This window comes from Streptomyces sp. NPDC031365 (assembly GCF_055569765.1).
The window spans coordinates 123,994-138,946 of sequence record NZ_JBVIIM010000009.1 but is presented as its reverse complement, the minus strand read 5'-3'; the positions used below and the strand labels follow the sequence as shown (position 1 = coordinate 138,946).

The window sequence follows — 14,953 nt, the reverse complement described above, 5'->3', positions numbered from 1 at the left end:
CCGGACAGGGTGAGACGGAAGGATGACGTGATGAGCGCGGACACCATGCTGGAGGAGCTGGGTATGAGCGGGCTGGGTACGCGTGGTCCGGGTGAGGCCGACAAGTCGGGGTTTTCGGGGCTGGCCGAGCGGCACCGGCGGGAGCTGCACGTGCACTGCTACCGGATGCTCGGGTCGTTCGAGGACGCCGAGGACACCGTGCAGGAGACGTTCCTGCGTGCCTGGCGGCGGCGGGAGACCTTCCAGGGGCGGTCGACGTTCCGGGCCTGGTTGTACCGGATCGCCACCAACGCCTGCCTGGACCTGCTCGCCAGGCGCCGCCCCGAGCCCGCGACCGGCGGCGAGGCGCGGTGGCTGCAGCCCTACCCGGACCGGCTGCTCGACGAACTCCCCGCGGGTGACGCGGACGAGCCGGAGACCGTCGCCGTCGCGCGGGAGACGATCGAGCTGGCCTACCTGGTCGCGGTCCAGCACCTCGCGCCGCGCCCGCGGGCCGTGCTGATCCTGCGGGACGTGCTCGGCTGGCCGGCGAAGGACGTCGCGGAACTCCTCGGCGACTCCGTCAACTCCGTGAACAGCGCGCTGCAACGCGCCCGGGCCGGGATGAGGGAGCACCTGCCCGCGGAGCGGCAGGACTGGACCGGCGGAGAGGAGGACGCCACCACGCGTGAGCTGGTGCACCGCTACACCGAGGCCAGCGTGGCCACGGACGTCAAGGCGCTCGCCTCGATGCTGCGGGACGACGTCCGCTTCTCGATGCCGCCCACGCCCGGCCTGTACGTCGGCCGTGACGCGGTGGTGAACTTCTTGACCGAGAGCGGCTTCGAGGGCATGACCGGCCTGCGCGCCGTTCGCACCTCGGTGAACCGGCAGCCCGCCCTGGCCTTCTACCTCTGGCAGCAGTCCGAGGGCGCGTACCTGCCGCTGACGATCGACGTCCTGCGCGTTACCGGCGGGACGATCACCGAGATCACCACGTTCCACGACGACCAGTTCCCGCGGCTCGGACTGCCGGAGCGACTGCCGGCCGACGGCACCGAGTAACCCGGTGCAAACGCTCGCGCTGCGCGCCGGCGCACGCATCGCCGTGATCGCGGAGGAATGGCACCACGCGTTCTGCGTCGTCACCCGTGGCCGGGTGCAGCTGGAGCTACGTGACGGCGAGCCGGGGCCGGTCCTACCGACGAGGTGCGGGGGCGGGGCACCGTGGATTCCAGGTCGAGGCGCTTGTCCATGTCCAGGCGGAAGGTGCCGTACGGGTTGACGTTCGACCATCTCCGTCTGGCTGACGAGCAACGTAGCCGGTGGCCGCTGGACGGGACCACGTCCCTGGCCGGCTTGCTGAACGAGATCGAGTTCTGACGTTCCAACCGCTCAGGCAGGGACCTCGGCCGTGACCACCCAGGCCCTGTGCTCGTCCTCCCTGGCCGCGGCGAGGGTGCCGCCGACCAGCGCGATCCGCTCCCGCATCCCCGTCAGCCCGTAGCCCGGAACACGGTGGCCGGCGTCCGGCAGGCTCTCGCGCGGGATGCGGTTCTCCACCCTGAGGTGTACGACGCCGACGGCGAAGCCCAGTGAGATCTCCACCCTCTCCCCCGCCGCGTGCCTGGCCGCGTTCGTGAGTGCCTCGCGGGTGGCCTGGAGGAGGGACACCGCGGCGGCCGGCTCCAGAGGGCGCGTCTCACCGGTGATGCGCAGCAGCACCTCTCCGGGGTGACTGGCGCGGTGTGCGGAGACGAGTTCCCCAAGTGCCACGGGAAGTGAGGGCACGTCACCGCGGAGTGCGGCGACCGCGTTGCGGGCCTCCGTGAGCCCTTCGACCGCGAGCCGGTTCGAGCGCCTGACCCGGGCCAGGGCCGTCTCCGTGTCGCCCTTCTCGATGAGTGCCTCGGCCAGCTTCAGCTGGACCGACAGGGCGCCGAGCGAATGGGCGAGGACGTCGTGCATCTCCCGGGCGATCCGGGTGCGTTCGGCGAAGGCCGCGGCGCGGGCCTGCTCCTGCTGCACCAGCCGCGTCTGGTCGAGCAGTTGCTCGGCCTGCTCGGCGCGCAGCTGCGACTGCCGCCGGTTCAGGCTGATCAGCGTGATCACCAGGATCAGCAGCGGATAGCCCAGTACGTCGCTGAGCGGCCGGTCGGCGACGGTGCAGCTGGTCCAGGTCAGCACCAGGCACACCGCGGTCACGCCGACGATCAGCCGACCCGACGGGGCGGTGAGCGAGGTGAACCGGCCGAGCACCACACAGAGCAGGAGGACGGCGGTGGAGTCGTCCGCGGCGCCGACGGCCAGGGCCGGCAGCAGCGCGCTGGCGGCCAGCATGACCGCGGCACGGCCCGGATGCCGCGGGTGGAGGGCGATGAAGAGGGTCCAGGTGATGACGGTGAAGGCGTAGACGCCCCAGATCCACAGGGAGTCCTCACGGGCGGTGACCAGCGCCACCACCAGCATCCCCGTGCCCAGGAACTGGATGACCAGCCATCCCGGCGCGAGCCGGTCGATGAAGTGGCCGCCTTCGGGCGTCGTTGTCATGCCTGCGGCTCCGGAAGGTTGACTACTTGATGCCGACCTTCTTGTAAATGATCACCATGGCGGTCAGGACGACCACCGCGGCGACGGCCACGATACCGACCTTCCACAGGTGGTCGCGGATGAGATGGTGCAGGATCTCGTCCTTCTCGTCGTCCGAGGCGGCAAGGACGGTCGTGGCGGGCATGGACATCACCTGTGGTTCCCCTCACGCCCGAGGCGGTCCAGTACGGAGAGCAGCGTGCGCCGGCGCAGGCCGGGCGTCCGACCGTAGCGCCCGCCGTTCAGGGACCGGCTCTGGCGCAGGGCACGGGCGACGGGCCCGACGTACCTGGTCACGTCGCCGGCCCGGCCGTTGCGTTTGAGGACGATCACGATGGCGAACCCGATGACCAGAAGCACGGAGACGGCCGCCACCACCAGGGCGAAGCGGACCAGCATGACGGTCATGACCGTGTCGAAGTCCAGGGCCAGTTGCATGTCAGCACTCCTTTGGGCGAATGCCCCGAGGCTAGGGACGTCCGCGGCAGGGGAAACCCACCCGGCGGTGGAGATCGGGGCGGAGAACCGGCCTCCGTGCCCGTTTCCACCGGGGTGGGGTGCGCGCGGGACGTGCGCCGGCTACGGCACGACGCCGGCGACGACCACCGCCGCCCCGCTGGTGTCGACGAGCCTGCGGCACGGCGGCCGAGGTGTGCCGTGCGCTGCGCCTGGCGGCGAACTGCCTTCAGCCGAAAGGTGTTGGCAGGCCATCATGTACGGACACGGGCGCGGGCCCGCGGCTCCCGGGGGTCGCAGCCGTCCGCGGGGAGCCGCGGGGCCGTGCCCTTCGTCATGACGGAGGATGGGTTCGTCGCTGCGCGCGGTGAGCCTGCCCCGGGCCGAAGCACTACCTCGGGGGTTTCGAGTGAGCAGGACAGAACACACGGCCGGTCCGGTGCGGGTGCTGGTCGTCGACGACCAGCACCTCGTCCGCGAGGGGCTGATGTCCCTCCTGGAGCTGATGGACGACATCGAGGTCGTCGGCGGCGCCGCGGACGGTGCGGAGGCGGTGCGCATGGTGGCGGAGGCCGGCCCGCAGGTGGTGCTGATGGATCTGCGGATGCCCAGGATGGGGGGCGCGGAGGCGACCGCGCGCATCCTGGCCGACCATCCGGAGGTGGCCGTGCTCGCGCTGTCCACGTACGCCGACGACGAGTCGATCGCCGCGGCGCTGGGCGCGGGGGCGCGCGGCTATCTCACCAAGGACGCCAACCGCGACCAGATCGCCATGGCGATCCGCAACTCGGCTTTCGGGCAGTCCACGTTCGACCCGACGATCACCCGCCGGCTCGCCGCCGCGCTCTCCGCGCCGCCGCGGGCGCGGCCGGAGGCAGCGGAGGCGCCGGAGGCCGGGGCGGCCCCCTCGACGAAGGAGCGGCCCGCCCGGCGGGTCTTTCCGGACGGCTTGACCAACCGGGAGTCCGAGGTGCTGTGTCTGATCGCGGAAGGGCTGAGCAACACGGAGATCGCCTCCTCGCTGTTCATCGAGGAGACGACCGTCAAGACGCACATCAACAACGCGTTCGCCAAGATCGACGCACGCAACCGGGCGGACGCGGTGCGTTACGCGTTCCAGCAGGGACTGGCCAAGCCCTGAATGTTCAGGGCCGGGCCGGTGGGGCGGGACTGCGCCGTGTCAGGCGCTCGTCGCCGCCCGGTCGCGCGTGGCGGCGGAGCCGGTTACGGGGCCTGGTGCGCGGCATGCTCCTGCGCGCGGCCCACGACGACGTCCAGGAACAGGATGCGGCGGTCATCGCCTGTCCGCTCTCCCAGCAGGTGCCCGGCACCGAGAGCCGCTACGGCGCACCACCGGACGGGGAACCGGGCCCGGCGCCCGCTCACCCGAGGTGACGCCGGGCTCCGCCGGATCGAAACGCACCCTGATGTGACGGCGTCCGCTCATCCTCCGGCCGCCGTCACCTCCTCCGCCAGGACCGACACGGCCCGCCGGATGTCGTCCTCACCGTGCTCGCTCGTGATGAAGAACCGCAGCCTCGCGAGCCCTTCCTCCACGGCCGGGTGGAAGATGGGGTCGACGACGACACCTCGCTCGAACAGCCGGTCCGCGACGCGCAGGGTCCTCGCCGAGGATCCGAGGACACACGGCACGATCGGTGTGTCGGCGCTGGCCCCGGTCGCCAGCCCGGCGGCGTCGGCGAGGCCCAGGAAGAGCTCCGCGTTCCGCCGCAGCGCGCGCACCCGGTGCGGTTCGGCGACGATCAGTTCCGTTGCGGCCAAGGCCGCCGCGGCGTTGGCCGGACTGAGGCCGACGCTGTAGACGAAGCCCGGCAGCGTGTGCCGCAGCCACCGCACCATGCGGGACGAACCGCCGAGGTAACCGCCGCAGCTGGCGAAGGCCTTGGAGAGGGTTCCCATCCACAGGTCCACATCGGCCCGGTCGACGCCGAAGAACTCGCCGACACCGCCGCCGTTGTCGCCCACCGTTCCGATGCTGTGCGCCTCGTCGACCATCAGCAGGGCCCCGTACCGCTTCTTCAGCTCGATCACGCCAGGGAGGTCGGCCAGGTCGCCGTCCATGCTGTAGGCGCCCTCGACGACGATCAGCACCCGACGGAAGCGGGACCGGTTGTGCCGCAGTATCTCCTCCAGTGCCCCCATGTCGTTGTGGGGGAACGGCCGTCGCGTCGCTCCGGACAGGACGCAGCCCTGGATGATGCTGTCGTGGGCGAGCGCATCGTGCAGCACGAGGTCGCTCGCGCCCACGAGGTGCCCGATCGCGGTGACGTTGGTGGCGTGGCCGCTCACCAGCACCAGGCAGTCCCCGACGCCGAGGAAGCCGGTGAGTGCCCGCTCGAGCCGTACGGTCAGGTCCCGTTCCCCGGAGAGCATCCGGCTGGCCGACACCGAGGACCCGTACCGGTCCACCGCCTGGTGCACGGCCTCGTTGACCACCGGATGCCCCGAGAGCCCCAGGTAGTTGTAGCTGCCGAAGGACAGGTACCGCCGGCCGCCGACCATGGTCGTGTCACGGATGTTGCCCTCGTGGACGCGGAAGTACGGGAAATCCGCGCCGCTGCCGGCGACGAGACGCAGCCGCTCCTCGAACTGCCGTACCTCCGGGAAGTCGTCCACGCGCTCGGTATCGGCCGACCAGTCCGCCCGTACGTCCCGGGGCGGGGCCTCACCGGGCGCCGGCGGCCGGGTGATGTGCGGTTCGACCAGCGTGATCAGCCGGCCGACGGTGAGGTCCGGCCCGTACATCTCGTCCGTGGTGAAGCCTCCGACGCGCTTGCCGATGCCGACCTCCAGCTCCTGCAGCATCAGCGAGTCGAAGCCGAGGTCCCTCACCAGGGCCGCCCGCTCGCTCAGCCCCGAGAGGGGGAAGACGCCGATCCGCGACACCTCTTCGCGCACGACGGCGGAGGCGGAGGAGGCTGAGACTGAGGTCGAAGAGGCTGAGGTCGAAGAGGCTGAGGTCGAAGAGGCGCCCGGCGTGGCGGGCACCCCGGACGGCACCCGGGGCGGCTCCACCGGCACCACCGGTTCCTGCCCCACCAGTTCGCGGGCCGACTCGTCCACCACCCAGTGGTGGCGCGGGGCGAGCGGACTCGGTGGCAGCGTGCACGGAGGTATTCGCTCCGTCACCGGACGGATCCCGGCGCCCATGACGGCACGCTCCGCGAGCCCGGCGAGCTCGGCCCGGCGCGCTGCGGTGTCCAGCGAGCCGGGCTGTGGAACCGCCACCCGGGGCGACTCACCGGGCGGAACGGAACCGGTCACCTGTCCCGGTCCGAGCTCTCCGGTACGGCCCGCCGCCACGGCCGCGGCCGCCGCGGCCAGCTTGGCGGCGGCGTCATCGGCGTCCTCCGCCACCAGGGCAAGGCGCTCGGCCAGGGGTGCCCGGCGGGCCAGGGTGTCCGCCACCGCGGCCAGCGGCAGGCGGTCGCCGGTGATGGTGTGCGACAGCTCGCGCGCGTACCGGGCCAGCCCGGCACGGTCGCGGGCGCTCAGCACCAGCAGGTGCGGCTCCCCGTCCGGTGCCGGGCGCTCCGGTGCCGTGGCGCACTCCTCCACCACCATGTGCACCCCGGTGCCGCCGAAGCCGAAGGCGCTGACCCCGGCCCGGCGCGGCTGCCCGGCCTCGGGCCACCGGGCGGGTGCCGTCGGAACGGTGAGCCGCGCGGCGTCGAGCCCGGACGGGTCGGCCGGCTCGAACTCCGGCTGCGGCGGTACGACTCCCCGGTGCACGGCCAGGACGGACTTGATGAGCCCGGCCATTCCGGCGGCGCCGAGCGAGTGCCCGACCACCGCCTTCACCGCGCCGAGGAAGGCGGGCGCGCCCCGGTCACCGCGCAGTTCACGCAGGGCGGCGACCTCGACCGGGTCACCGGCCTTGGTCCCGGTGCCGTGCGCCTCCAGGTAGCCCACCTCGTCCGGGTTCAAGCCGGCGTCGCGGTAGGCCCTGCGCAGGGTCCGCACCTGGCCCGCCAGCTGCGGTTCCATCCCGCCCGGCACGGTCCCGTCATTGCCCGTTCCCACTCCCCGGATCACGGCGTAGACCCGGTCGCCGGCCGCCAGCGCGTCGGCCAGTGGCCTCAGGACCAGGACCCCGGCTCCCTCGCCCAGGACGAACCCGTCGGCCCCGCCGGCGAACGGCCTGCACGTGCCGCTGCGTGAGACGGCACCGATCCGGCACAGCCCCACCAGCAGGTCCGGGGCGAGGATCAGCTGGGCCCCGCCGGCGACCGCGATACGGCAGCGGCCCGCACGCAGCGCGAAGACGGCGTTGGCCACGGCCATGAGCCCGCCGGAACACGCTGCGTCCAGCGCGTAGCTCTCCCCGTGCAGGTCGAAGACGGAACTTACGGTGTTCGGGCCCATGTTGAGCAGCAGGCCGGCCACTGACGAGCCGTGCAGCCGGTCGACCGCGCGGACCGACTCGGACAGCCGGGGATCACTCGCCGGTGTCCCGAACTCTCCGCCGGCGAGCTGGCGGGCGCGGATGTCCATGGTGCTGAGTTCCCGGTAGCCGCTCTCGCCGAGCGACGTGATCACCGAGGTTTCCTCCCGGTCGAAGCCCTCGGTCTCCCACCCCGTGTCCTGGATCGCCTCACGGGCGAGGTCGATCAGCAGCCGGTGCTGCGGGTCCATCGCCCTCGCCCGCCGGGGCGGGATGCCGTAGTGCACCGGGTCGAAGTGGCCCACGTCCGGCAGCATCGCCATGGTGTCGGTGTAGGCCGCGGACGTGTCGCGGGCGCTGTCGCTGAGGAAGCCGGCGGTGCGCCACCGCGTGTCCGGAACGGTGGAGAACTGCGGCCGGGGGCTCATCAGGAGCCGCCAGTATTCATTCACATTCCGCGCCCCCGGAAACCGGCAGGCCATGCCCACAATGGCGACGTCATCGCGCCGCACCCCCGGTGTCTTCACTGGTGATTCCTCCGCTGTCTCGGATGTCACACTTGCGGCGCCCGGCGGTCCCGCCACCAGTCCACCGTCGCCTCGACCTGTTCGTCGACGGGCGTGGCCCGGATCGCGAACGCGGCCTCGGCGGCACTCGAATCGACCACGAACGGCCGGTCGAACTGGTACCGGACCTCCCGCAGTTCGCGGAGCAGCGGGGAGAAGACCGACGCGGCCCCCAGGACGGCCGGCGGCACCCTGCGCACCGCTACCGGTCCCACACCCGCCCGGTCCGCGAGACGGCCGACCATCTCCCGGGTGGACAGCGCCGGTTCGGTGGGGACGTGCCACGCCCTCCCCCAGACCCGCTCCTGACCCGCGACCTCGACCAGGGTCCTGGCCACATCGGGGAGGTAGGTCCAGCTGTGCGGGGCATCCGGATCGCCGAGCACGGACACCGGCCTGCCGCGCAGCAGACGGGGCATGACCCTCGCGGCCAGATGCCCGCCGTCGGTCACACCGGGACCGAAGAAGTCCGAGGCGCGCACCTCGACCGCCTTGATACGGCCCTGCTCGTGCAGGTGCCGGGCCTGTTCCCACACCGCGGCACGTACCCGCCCCTTGCGGCCGGTCGCCGCGAGCGGCAGGTCCTCGGTCAGGGGACCGTCCACCGGGCCGTAGCCGTAGAGGTTGCCCAGCATCACCAGGACGGCCCCGGTCGCCTCGGCGGCCGCGCACAGGGCCGAGGCCAGTGGCGGCCAGTCGCTCGCCCAGCGGGCGTAAGGCGGTGCGGCACAGCTGTAGATGGCGGCCGCGCCCCGCGTGGCGGCGATCAGTCCCTCGCGGTCCGTCGCGTCCAGCGCGAGATGCTCGATACCGGGTTCCGGGCTCCGGCCCGACCTGGTGACGGCCAGCACCGCATGCCCCTTCTCGGCCAGCAGCCGTGCGGTGGCCGCCCCGGCGGGCCCTAACCCTACGACGACAGAATGACTCATCCTCGCACACTAGCGCGAGAACCCCAGGCTTCACTGTGGCCTCAGAAGTGCCCACGGTTATGCCGCCGGCACCGACCCTCCACCTCTTCCCCACACACTATTTTCACCGGATCGCCCATGATGGGGTGATTGCATCCTAAAAGGGTGCTTCCTGGTAATCATGGAGCGGTTCCCCGTCGTTGCGCCCTTCCCGGAGCCGCTCATGCGCACTGCCGTCATCGCCGCCCAGGACCCGCCCCGCACGGGGCGCTCCGGGCCCCTCCCCCCAGCGCCGGAGCAGGTGGAGGAACGAGGGCTCACCTTCGGGGGTTTCGCGTACACGTGCCGGATCGTCCATCAACGGGTTCCGCAGACCGCGCCGTTGCTGCTGCTCGGCGGCTCGTCGCAGAACCGGTACTCCTGGCAGAGCCACGAGAGGTGGCTGGCGCCGCTGTGCACGCTGATCACCGTCGACCTTCCCGGTTACGGCGGCTCGGACTTCCTTCCGGCACGCTATGACATCGACTTCCTGGCCGACGCGGTCCAGCACATGCTGACGGACATCGCGGTACCCCGGGTGAATCTGTTCGGCGGCTGTTTCGGTGAGGTCGTCGGCCTCCGCTTCGCGCAGCGCCACCCGGAGTCCGTCAGGCGCATCCTCTTCGCCGGTGCCGCGATCCGCCTTCCCGAGCTCTACAGCGAGGCCGTGCCGCGGCTGTCGCAGACGCTCGGGCGGGGTGACATCACGCAGGCCGCCGACGGACTGGTACGGCTGTTCATGTCCAACCCGGGGGCCAACAAGGTCCGCAGGCACGCGGCCGTGGCCCGGCTGCTCCAGCAGCAGTTCATGAACCAGACGCCGGAGGAGATCCGCAAGGCGGTCGAGCACAACACCAGGCTGGTGACGCACGGCTGTTACCGCTCCCTGCCCGTGCCCGCCGTGCCGTCCCTGGTGTTCACCGGGGAGTACGACACCCTGTGCACCCCGCAGATGGGCCGCGAACTCGCCGCGACGATGCCCGGAGCACTGTTCACCACCGTCAGGGAGGCGGACCATCTGGTCACGGTGGAGCGCAGACAGGAATCCGCGGACCTGATCGCCCGTTTCTGCACCGACCGCCCCGTCGACGACCTGCCGTACTGCACCCCCGTCGAGGTCCTGTGCACCGGCCGCGCTCCCGCGCCGGTCTGACCGCGTTCATGAGGGAGGGCTGGAACCCGCTCCCGGGTTCCAGCCCTCCCTCATGAACGCGATGACGTCAGCCCTTCCCGCCGTCGGCGGCGACGCTGGTCACGCAGGACACCTTCGCGCCCTCACCGGAGCAGCTCTGCGTCACGTCGTTGACAAGGTGGATCGTTCCGTACCTGTCACTGGTGAGCTGGTGCTCGCTCACGTCCACACAGCGCACGTTGCCCTTGCCGTCGTCGGCGCACTTGGCGGGGCCCTCAGCGGCGAGGGCCTGAGCGGCGCCGAGGCCGATCAGCACGGAGCTCCCCAGAACTCCCGCCATCACCGTGATCTTCATCGACTTGAACATCTGCCTTTTCCTCAACGCTCGGGCGCGCCGCGAAGGAACGGCGGGCCCGTTCCGGATGCCGGGACGGCCAACGAAGCGGGCAGGCCCGGAACCCGATCGCATGCGACCGGACTCCGGAGCCTGCCTAGATCACCGGATGGTGATCACTCACCGCCGAGGGCGAGGTTGCTGGCGCACTCCACGGAGTTCACTTCCTGGTTCTCCGCGTTGCCGAGGCCCAGGATGCCGATCGCCAGGTTGATGTCGTCGATGGCGATGAGCGACTGGACCGAATTGTCCTGCGAGCAGGTGGTCGTCTGCTTGTTGTTGAGCTCCGCCTCCGGCTCGTCACCCGCGAAGCTCACGCCCGCACCGAGGAAGCTGACGCTGCCGAGCATGGCCATCACGACGGCGGCCTTCTGGAACTTGCGCATTATCTCTCCATTCTCGAATTGACGCGATCCGGGACGGACCGGTCAGTTGCAGTCGCCAAACTAGGGCGACCTTTGCGTCAATTGATAGCGAAACGCCGAACGGTATTCACATGGCAGAGAAAGACACTTCGCATTGCTGTCGCCATTTCACACAATCAGCCCGGCAATTCGGTGATCGAACGACGCCGTTACACGTCGCCGTACCGTCAGGACTGCTCGCCGCCGACGACGAGCGTGCTGGCACAGGTGAGCTCACCCTTGCCGGAGCAGCTCTGCGACGTGGCGTTGTCGACCCGGACCGTTCCACCCTTCTCGACGAGTCGGTGCTCGCTCGTCTGCAGGCAGCGCATATGACCCTTGCCGTCCTCCGTGCACGCGCCCGGGCTTTCGGCGCCGACAGCCTGGGTGGCACCGAGACCGATCAGGGCGAGACCACCCAGCAAGCCCGCCACCGCAATTTTCTTCGACTGGAACATCAACCTTTTCCTTGCCGGTCGTGGAATGGCCGAGCGGGCCGGGCGGACCCGGAGTCCGCAGCGCGTGGGCCGCGCCCCGGATCCCGCCCGGTTCACCTATCAGCGACTACTCAGCCGGCGATGCCGAGGTTCGAGGAGCAGGCAACCGAGTTGACCTCGGTGTTCTCCGCGTTGCCGAGTCCGAGGAGCGCCCCGACACCGGCGTTGACGTCGTCGATGGAGATGAGCGACTGAACCGAGTTGTCCTGGGCGCAGGTCGTCGTCTGCTTGTTGTTGAGCTCAAACTCCGGGTGGTCGCCGGCGAAGCTGGTGCCGGCGCCAAGGAAGCCGACGCTGCCGAGCATGGCCATGACGACAGCGGCCTTCTGGTACTTGCGCATTACCTCTCCGTTCTCGAGTGGACACGATCCGTAAAGGATCAGTCACTGACGGTTGCCAACATAAGGGAGCTTCGCGACTTTTAACAGCCGAAACGCCCAAATGCGTGTGATCCTCGTGAAGATGCAGGTCAATGCCCTGCAGAGCCGCACCGGTTGGCCGCACGGCAACGCGTGCCGCGGTCGACGTTCACCACAAAGGTGGACCAAAGAGTGATCCCGGGACAATCACCGTGACTCGGGCCGGTGTTCCGCGTTGAGCGGGGAGTGCGGCCGCTCGTTGCTGCCGCGTTTACCAGACCAGTAAGGAGAACGTGATGTCTCGCATCGCGAAGGCTGCCACCGTGGCTCTCGGAACGGGCGCCGTGGTGCTCAGCGGCGCCGGAATGGCCTCGGCTCACTCCGGTGCCGAGGGTGCGGCGGTCCACTCGCCCGGATTCGCGTCCGGCAACGTGGTCCAGGTTCCCGTCCACGCTCCCGTCAATGTGTGCGGCAACACCGTCAACGTGATCGGCTTCCTGAACCCGGCTGCCGGCAACGTCTGCGTGAACCACTGACACACCCCTGGGACTTACGGCTACGGACGTCCGTCGTAGTACCCCGGGAGCCCCGGCCGCCTTGCGCGCCGGGGCTCTTGCCGTGCCCGCGTGTCACAACCCTCCCTATTCCGCCCCGTCACGGCCCGCCCATTCGACCGGGGCGGAAAAACGGAATGCGGCCCCCGGTGGAAACCGGGGGCCGCATTCCGCGGTACTGATTTCAGGCGCGCAGCCCCACGTCACCGTGCACCGGCTTGGCCTCGTTCACGACGGCGGCCGCTTCCTTCGTGGTGCCGAGCAGCGAGTCCTCTTCGGAGTCGACGAGCGAGTCGGACTCGTACAGCGGCATGAGCTCGAAGGGGACCGCGGTGCGCAGACCGGTGTCGAGGCCGGTGGACGCCAGGTCGGTGGAGTCCGCGGCGAACGCGGGCCCGGCGACACCGGCGGCGATCAGGGACCCGGCAAGGACGGCGGCAGCCTTCAGGGACTTCATCGTGTTCCTTTCTTCGGCACCGCGGGGCGCCGGAGGGGAATTCTGTCGCCGTGCTCAACGATCCCCGGCTGGAGCGGAAACCGGGAAGCTGAAGATTGCCAAGTCCTCATATGAGATCCAAGAACGATTGACGGGGTGAATACCGCTCCGTTACGGGGCTCAGGAACCCGGCAGCAGAAGCGAGGTGAGTGCGGGGAGCGTGGCCGGGGCGGTGGACGCCGACGGCGTCGCCTCGGCCGGCGCGGGCAGGGTGGACACCTCGGGGTCGGCGCCGACGAGGGCGTCGATGAGGGCGTCCATCCGGGTCAGCAGGTCGTCGGCGGCCGTGGATTCCTGACCCTCGGCCGCTGTTGACTCCTGACCCTCGGCCGCCGTTGACTCCTGGTCGGCGGCCGAGGTGTCGCAGTTGGGCGGCAGCAGGTCGAGGAGGCCGTCGAAGGCCTCCCGTACGGCACCCAGCGCGCCGTCCGCGAGGTCGGTGCTCCCGGCTGCCGACAGGAGCACGCCCGGCGCCGGGGCCACGGCGGCCCGCGCGGCGTCGCCGAGTTCTCCGGCCCGGTCGGGGGGCAATTGACCGTCGTCCGACTCGAGTACCGCCCTCACCAGGTCGACGACCGGGGAGAGGTCACTCCTGTGCGCGCGTCGGCGTTCTGGACCTGTGCGAGCGACGCGGCGGACGAGGCCGCCCGGTCGCGCTCGTGGGCCGCGTCGCTCGCCAGGGCGGCGGGACCGGTGGTTCCGGCCAGAAGGGCGGCGCACAGGCTGCCGAGTGCGGTGCGCCGTACCGGCAGAACGCGCATGGAGGTGTTCCTTTCGCGGGCCTCGGATCTCGAGCTCACGGTGTGAGGCCCCGAGGTCCGCCGCAACCGGGAGTGCGCCTTTCGGTTCCCCGTCCCTTCACGCCCCTGCGCATCCCGCCGGATGAGGCCGTGTGCCGGGCGACGCACGCCATACACCCCGCTTCACAATTTCAACACACTTGCCACCCTCAGTCGAGTTTCAGTGAATTTGTCCGTTTGGTGACTAGAGTTGCGACCCTCCGAAGCACCCTCATGGGCGGACGCATCGCACTCGTCGCCGCTGCCTGCCGCCGCCACCTGTTCCGAAAGGCTCCGACGGTCATGCGCCAAACCCTGGGTCAGCTGCTTCGCCGTGCGACGGTGGGCGTTCTCGCCCTTGCCGCGCTGTGGGCCCCCTGCGGCCCCGCGGCCGCCGCACCGGTCGCACCCGCACCGGAGGCCGACAGCGTCGCCTTCGGCCAGCGCTACCGGGCCCTCCAGCACGGCAACATCGTGCGCGCGGCCAACTCCTCCGCCACCTGCCGTCCGCAGGCGTCCTCGTGCCGCGACGCCCAGGCGGGCGCGCACGCGGTGAACGGCGACTTCGACATGGGCTACATCGACGTCGACAGCGACCCGCACACGTACAACTCCTCCCGGGCGGAGGTCCGGCTGCCCGCCGGCTCCCGGGTGACGTACGCCCGCCTGTACTGGGGCGGCAACCTGCTCGTGGGCGAGCAGAAGCCCGCCGCGGACAACGAGCGGGTACTGGTCGCCGAACCCGGCGGGGACTACAAGGAACTGCTCGCGGACACCGTCGTGGGCCACCGCGTGGCGGACGGCGCGGACGCCTTCCAGGCCTCCGCTGACGTGACCCGGCTGGTGCGGGACAGCGCGCCCGGCCTGTACACGGTGGCACAGCTCAATGTGGCCGGCGGCAGGTCCACGGCCGGCGGCTGGGGCGGCTGGACACTGGTGGTGGCGTACGAGAACGCGGCGGAACCGCTGCGCCACCTCGCCGTCTGGGACGGCTTCGCGCCACTGGGCTCCCGCGAGGGCGCCCGGTTCCCGCTGCGTGACCTGCCGGTCGCCGCGGGCGCCGGAGGGCGGGTGGGGATGGTGGCCTACAACGGCGACCGCGGCACCACCGGCGACTCCCTCGTCCTCACCGCGGGCGACGCCCCGGCCGTCGCGCTCGGCGACGGGGCCAATCCGGTCGACGACGTCCTGAACTCCACCATCTCCGACCCCCGGGGCGCGGTCCCGGCACGGGTTCCGGCGTACGCCAACACCCTCGGCTACGACTCCGATGTGTTCGACCTCGGACGGGGCCTGCCGAACGCCGGTGACCGGGCCACCTTCCGGCTCACCTCCCAGCGGGACGCCGCGTGGGCGGGCGTGTTCTTCGCCGCCGTCGACGCACGTCGGTGAGTCC

The 14,953-nt window shown here is 70.8% G+C and carries 19 protein-coding genes; 7 read left to right on the top strand and 12 right to left on the bottom strand.

Features of this window, described 5'->3' with window-relative positions:
- Positions 1–30: 30 nt before the first annotated feature.
- On the top strand, positions 31–1,044 hold the full coding sequence (locus ACZ5C2_RS16235; protein ID WP_468790844.1) for an RNA polymerase subunit sigma-70: 1,014 nt from the start codon (positions 31–33) through the stop codon (positions 1,042–1,044).
- Between the two features lie 189 nt (positions 1,045–1,233).
- Complete coding sequence (locus ACZ5C2_RS16230; RefSeq protein WP_468790842.1) at positions 1,234–1,362, top strand: hypothetical protein; 129 nt, start codon at positions 1,234–1,236, stop codon at positions 1,360–1,362.
- 12 nt (positions 1,363–1,374) lie between these two features.
- On the opposite strand, the gene ACZ5C2_RS16225 is transcribed toward ACZ5C2_RS16230, so the two are convergent.
- From ACZ5C2_RS16225 to ACZ5C2_RS16215, 3 genes are read right to left on the bottom strand one after another with little or no spacing between them, the layout of a single operon-like run.
- The gene (locus ACZ5C2_RS16225; protein WP_468790840.1) at positions 1,375–2,529 is read right to left on the bottom strand and encodes a sensor histidine kinase; all 1,155 of its coding nucleotides are present in this window, start codon (positions 2,527–2,529) and stop codon (positions 1,375–1,377) included.
- Between the two features lie 22 nt (positions 2,530–2,551).
- On the bottom strand, positions 2,552–2,713 hold the full coding sequence (locus ACZ5C2_RS16220; RefSeq protein ID WP_468790838.1) for a hypothetical protein: 162 nt from the start codon (positions 2,711–2,713) through the stop codon (positions 2,552–2,554).
- Between the two features lie 5 nt (positions 2,714–2,718).
- The gene (locus ACZ5C2_RS16215) at positions 2,719–3,006 is read right to left on the bottom strand and encodes a hypothetical protein (protein ID WP_468790836.1); all 288 of its coding nucleotides are present in this window, start codon (positions 3,004–3,006) and stop codon (positions 2,719–2,721) included.
- 427 nt (positions 3,007–3,433) lie between these two features.
- Between ACZ5C2_RS16215 and ACZ5C2_RS16210 the strand changes: the two genes are divergently transcribed.
- Together ACZ5C2_RS16210 and ACZ5C2_RS16205 are read left to right on the top strand one after the other, a co-directional pair.
- Positions 3,434–4,165 (top strand): response regulator transcription factor, encoded by a 732-nt coding sequence (locus ACZ5C2_RS16210; RefSeq protein ID WP_468790834.1) that lies wholly within the window; start codon positions 3,434–3,436, stop codon positions 4,163–4,165.
- A gap of 104 nt (positions 4,166–4,269) precedes the next feature.
- Positions 4,270–4,419, top strand: coding sequence for a hypothetical protein (locus tag ACZ5C2_RS16205; protein WP_468790832.1), 150 nt, complete (start codon positions 4,270–4,272; stop codon positions 4,417–4,419).
- 48 nt (positions 4,420–4,467) lie between these two features.
- Here the strand turns inward: ACZ5C2_RS16205 and ACZ5C2_RS16200 are convergent, their stop codons facing one another.
- Positions 4,468–7,911: an aminotransferase class I/II-fold pyridoxal phosphate-dependent enzyme gene (locus ACZ5C2_RS16200; protein ID WP_468791039.1), complete on the bottom strand. Its 3,444-nt coding sequence runs from the start codon at positions 7,909–7,911 to the stop codon at positions 4,468–4,470.
- A 71-nt stretch (positions 7,912–7,982) separates the two neighbouring features.
- Complete coding sequence (locus ACZ5C2_RS16195; protein ID WP_468790830.1) at positions 7,983–8,924, bottom strand: NAD-dependent epimerase/dehydratase family protein; 942 nt, start codon at positions 8,922–8,924, stop codon at positions 7,983–7,985.
- A gap of 202 nt (positions 8,925–9,126) precedes the next feature.
- Between ACZ5C2_RS16195 and ACZ5C2_RS16190 the strand changes: the two genes are divergently transcribed.
- On the top strand, positions 9,127–10,095 hold the full coding sequence (locus ACZ5C2_RS16190; protein ID WP_468790828.1) for an alpha/beta fold hydrolase: 969 nt from the start codon (positions 9,127–9,129) through the stop codon (positions 10,093–10,095).
- 67 nt (positions 10,096–10,162) lie between these two features.
- Here ACZ5C2_RS16190 and ACZ5C2_RS16185 read toward each other — a convergent pair whose 3' ends face one another.
- The 4 genes from ACZ5C2_RS16185 to ACZ5C2_RS16170 all read right to left on the bottom strand — a co-directional run bounded on the left by ACZ5C2_RS16185 (position 10,163) and on the right by ACZ5C2_RS16170 (position 11,710).
- Entirely contained in the window at positions 10,163–10,441 is a 279-nt protein-coding gene (locus tag ACZ5C2_RS16185; protein WP_468790826.1) for a hypothetical protein, read from the bottom strand.
- Positions 10,442–10,584: 143 nt separating this feature from the next.
- Entirely contained in the window at positions 10,585–10,854 is a 270-nt protein-coding gene (locus tag ACZ5C2_RS16180) for a hypothetical protein (RefSeq protein ID WP_468790824.1), read from the bottom strand.
- 206 nt (positions 10,855–11,060) lie between these two features.
- The gene (locus tag ACZ5C2_RS16175) at positions 11,061–11,330 is read right to left on the bottom strand and encodes a hypothetical protein (RefSeq protein WP_468790822.1); all 270 of its coding nucleotides are present in this window, start codon (positions 11,328–11,330) and stop codon (positions 11,061–11,063) included.
- A 110-nt stretch (positions 11,331–11,440) separates the two neighbouring features.
- Complete coding sequence (locus ACZ5C2_RS16170) at positions 11,441–11,710, bottom strand: hypothetical protein (RefSeq protein WP_468790820.1); 270 nt, start codon at positions 11,708–11,710, stop codon at positions 11,441–11,443.
- A gap of 314 nt (positions 11,711–12,024) precedes the next feature.
- Here ACZ5C2_RS16170 and ACZ5C2_RS16165 point away from each other — a divergent pair, with 314 nt between their 5' ends.
- Positions 12,025–12,264 (top strand): chaplin, encoded by a 240-nt coding sequence (locus ACZ5C2_RS16165; protein WP_468790818.1) that lies wholly within the window; start codon positions 12,025–12,027, stop codon positions 12,262–12,264.
- Between the two features lie 202 nt (positions 12,265–12,466).
- On the opposite strand, the gene ACZ5C2_RS16160 is transcribed toward ACZ5C2_RS16165, so the two are convergent.
- The 3 genes from ACZ5C2_RS16160 to ACZ5C2_RS16150 form a co-directional block, all read right to left on the bottom strand.
- A complete protein-coding gene (locus tag ACZ5C2_RS16160; RefSeq protein ID WP_468790816.1) occupies positions 12,467–12,739 on the bottom strand; it encodes a hypothetical protein in 273 nt (90 codons plus the stop codon).
- 159 nt (positions 12,740–12,898) lie between these two features.
- Positions 12,899–13,342, bottom strand: a complete 444-nt coding sequence (locus ACZ5C2_RS16155) for a hypothetical protein (protein WP_468790814.1) — start codon at positions 13,340–13,342, stop codon at positions 12,899–12,901.
- Positions 13,339–13,539 (bottom strand): hypothetical protein, encoded by a 201-nt coding sequence (locus ACZ5C2_RS16150; protein ID WP_468790812.1) that lies wholly within the window; start codon positions 13,537–13,539, stop codon positions 13,339–13,341. The genes ACZ5C2_RS16155 and ACZ5C2_RS16150 overlap by 4 nt, the downstream gene beginning before the upstream one ends.
- Positions 13,540–13,860: 321 nt before the next feature.
- Here ACZ5C2_RS16150 and ACZ5C2_RS16145 point away from each other — a divergent pair, with 321 nt between their 5' ends.
- Complete coding sequence (locus ACZ5C2_RS16145) at positions 13,861–14,949, top strand: DUF3344 domain-containing protein (protein ID WP_468790810.1); 1,089 nt, start codon at positions 13,861–13,863, stop codon at positions 14,947–14,949.
- Positions 14,950–14,953: the final 4 nt, after the last annotated feature.

Excerpts from the sequence above, each read along its gene's own strand:
- ACZ5C2_RS16220 (WP_468790838.1), bottom strand. The coding sequence starts at position 2,713 with ATGCCCGCCACGACCGTCCTTGCCGCCTCGGACGACGAGAAGGACGAG.
- ACZ5C2_RS16145 (WP_468790810.1), top strand. The coding sequence starts at position 13,861 with ATGCGCCAAACCCTGGGTCAGCTGCTTCGCCGTGCGACGGTGGGCGTT.
- ACZ5C2_RS16195 (WP_468790830.1), bottom strand. The coding sequence starts at position 8,924 with ATGAGTCATTCTGTCGTCGTAGGGTTAGGGCCCGCCGGGGCGGCCACC.
- ACZ5C2_RS16190 (WP_468790828.1), top strand. The coding sequence starts at position 9,127 with ATGCGCACTGCCGTCATCGCCGCCCAGGACCCGCCCCGCACGGGGCGC.
- ACZ5C2_RS16225 (WP_468790840.1), bottom strand. The coding sequence starts at position 2,529 with ATGACAACGACGCCCGAAGGCGGCCACTTCATCGACCGGCTCGCGCCG.
- ACZ5C2_RS16180 (WP_468790824.1), bottom strand. The coding sequence starts at position 10,854 with ATGCGCAAGTTCCAGAAGGCCGCCGTCGTGATGGCCATGCTCGGCAGC.
- ACZ5C2_RS16165 (WP_468790818.1), top strand. The coding sequence starts at position 12,025 with ATGTCTCGCATCGCGAAGGCTGCCACCGTGGCTCTCGGAACGGGCGCC.
- ACZ5C2_RS16230 (WP_468790842.1), top strand. The coding sequence starts at position 1,234 with ATGTCCAGGCGGAAGGTGCCGTACGGGTTGACGTTCGACCATCTCCGT.
- ACZ5C2_RS16235 (WP_468790844.1), top strand. The coding sequence starts at position 31 with ATGAGCGCGGACACCATGCTGGAGGAGCTGGGTATGAGCGGGCTGGGT.
- ACZ5C2_RS16185 (WP_468790826.1), bottom strand. The coding sequence starts at position 10,441 with ATGTTCAAGTCGATGAAGATCACGGTGATGGCGGGAGTTCTGGGGAGC.
- ACZ5C2_RS16150 (WP_468790812.1), bottom strand. The coding sequence starts at position 13,539 with ATGCGCGTTCTGCCGGTACGGCGCACCGCACTCGGCAGCCTGTGCGCC.
- ACZ5C2_RS16215 (WP_468790836.1), bottom strand. The coding sequence starts at position 3,006 with ATGCAACTGGCCCTGGACTTCGACACGGTCATGACCGTCATGCTGGTC.
- ACZ5C2_RS16170 (WP_468790820.1), bottom strand. The coding sequence starts at position 11,710 with ATGCGCAAGTACCAGAAGGCCGCTGTCGTCATGGCCATGCTCGGCAGC.
- ACZ5C2_RS16205 (WP_468790832.1), top strand. The coding sequence starts at position 4,270 with ATGCTCCTGCGCGCGGCCCACGACGACGTCCAGGAACAGGATGCGGCG.
- ACZ5C2_RS16175 (WP_468790822.1), bottom strand. The coding sequence starts at position 11,330 with ATGTTCCAGTCGAAGAAAATTGCGGTGGCGGGCTTGCTGGGTGGTCTC.
- ACZ5C2_RS16200 (WP_468791039.1), bottom strand. The coding sequence starts at position 7,911 with ATGGCCTGCCGGTTTCCGGGGGCGCGGAATGTGAATGAATACTGGCGG.
- ACZ5C2_RS16160 (WP_468790816.1), bottom strand. The coding sequence starts at position 12,739 with ATGAAGTCCCTGAAGGCTGCCGCCGTCCTTGCCGGGTCCCTGATCGCC.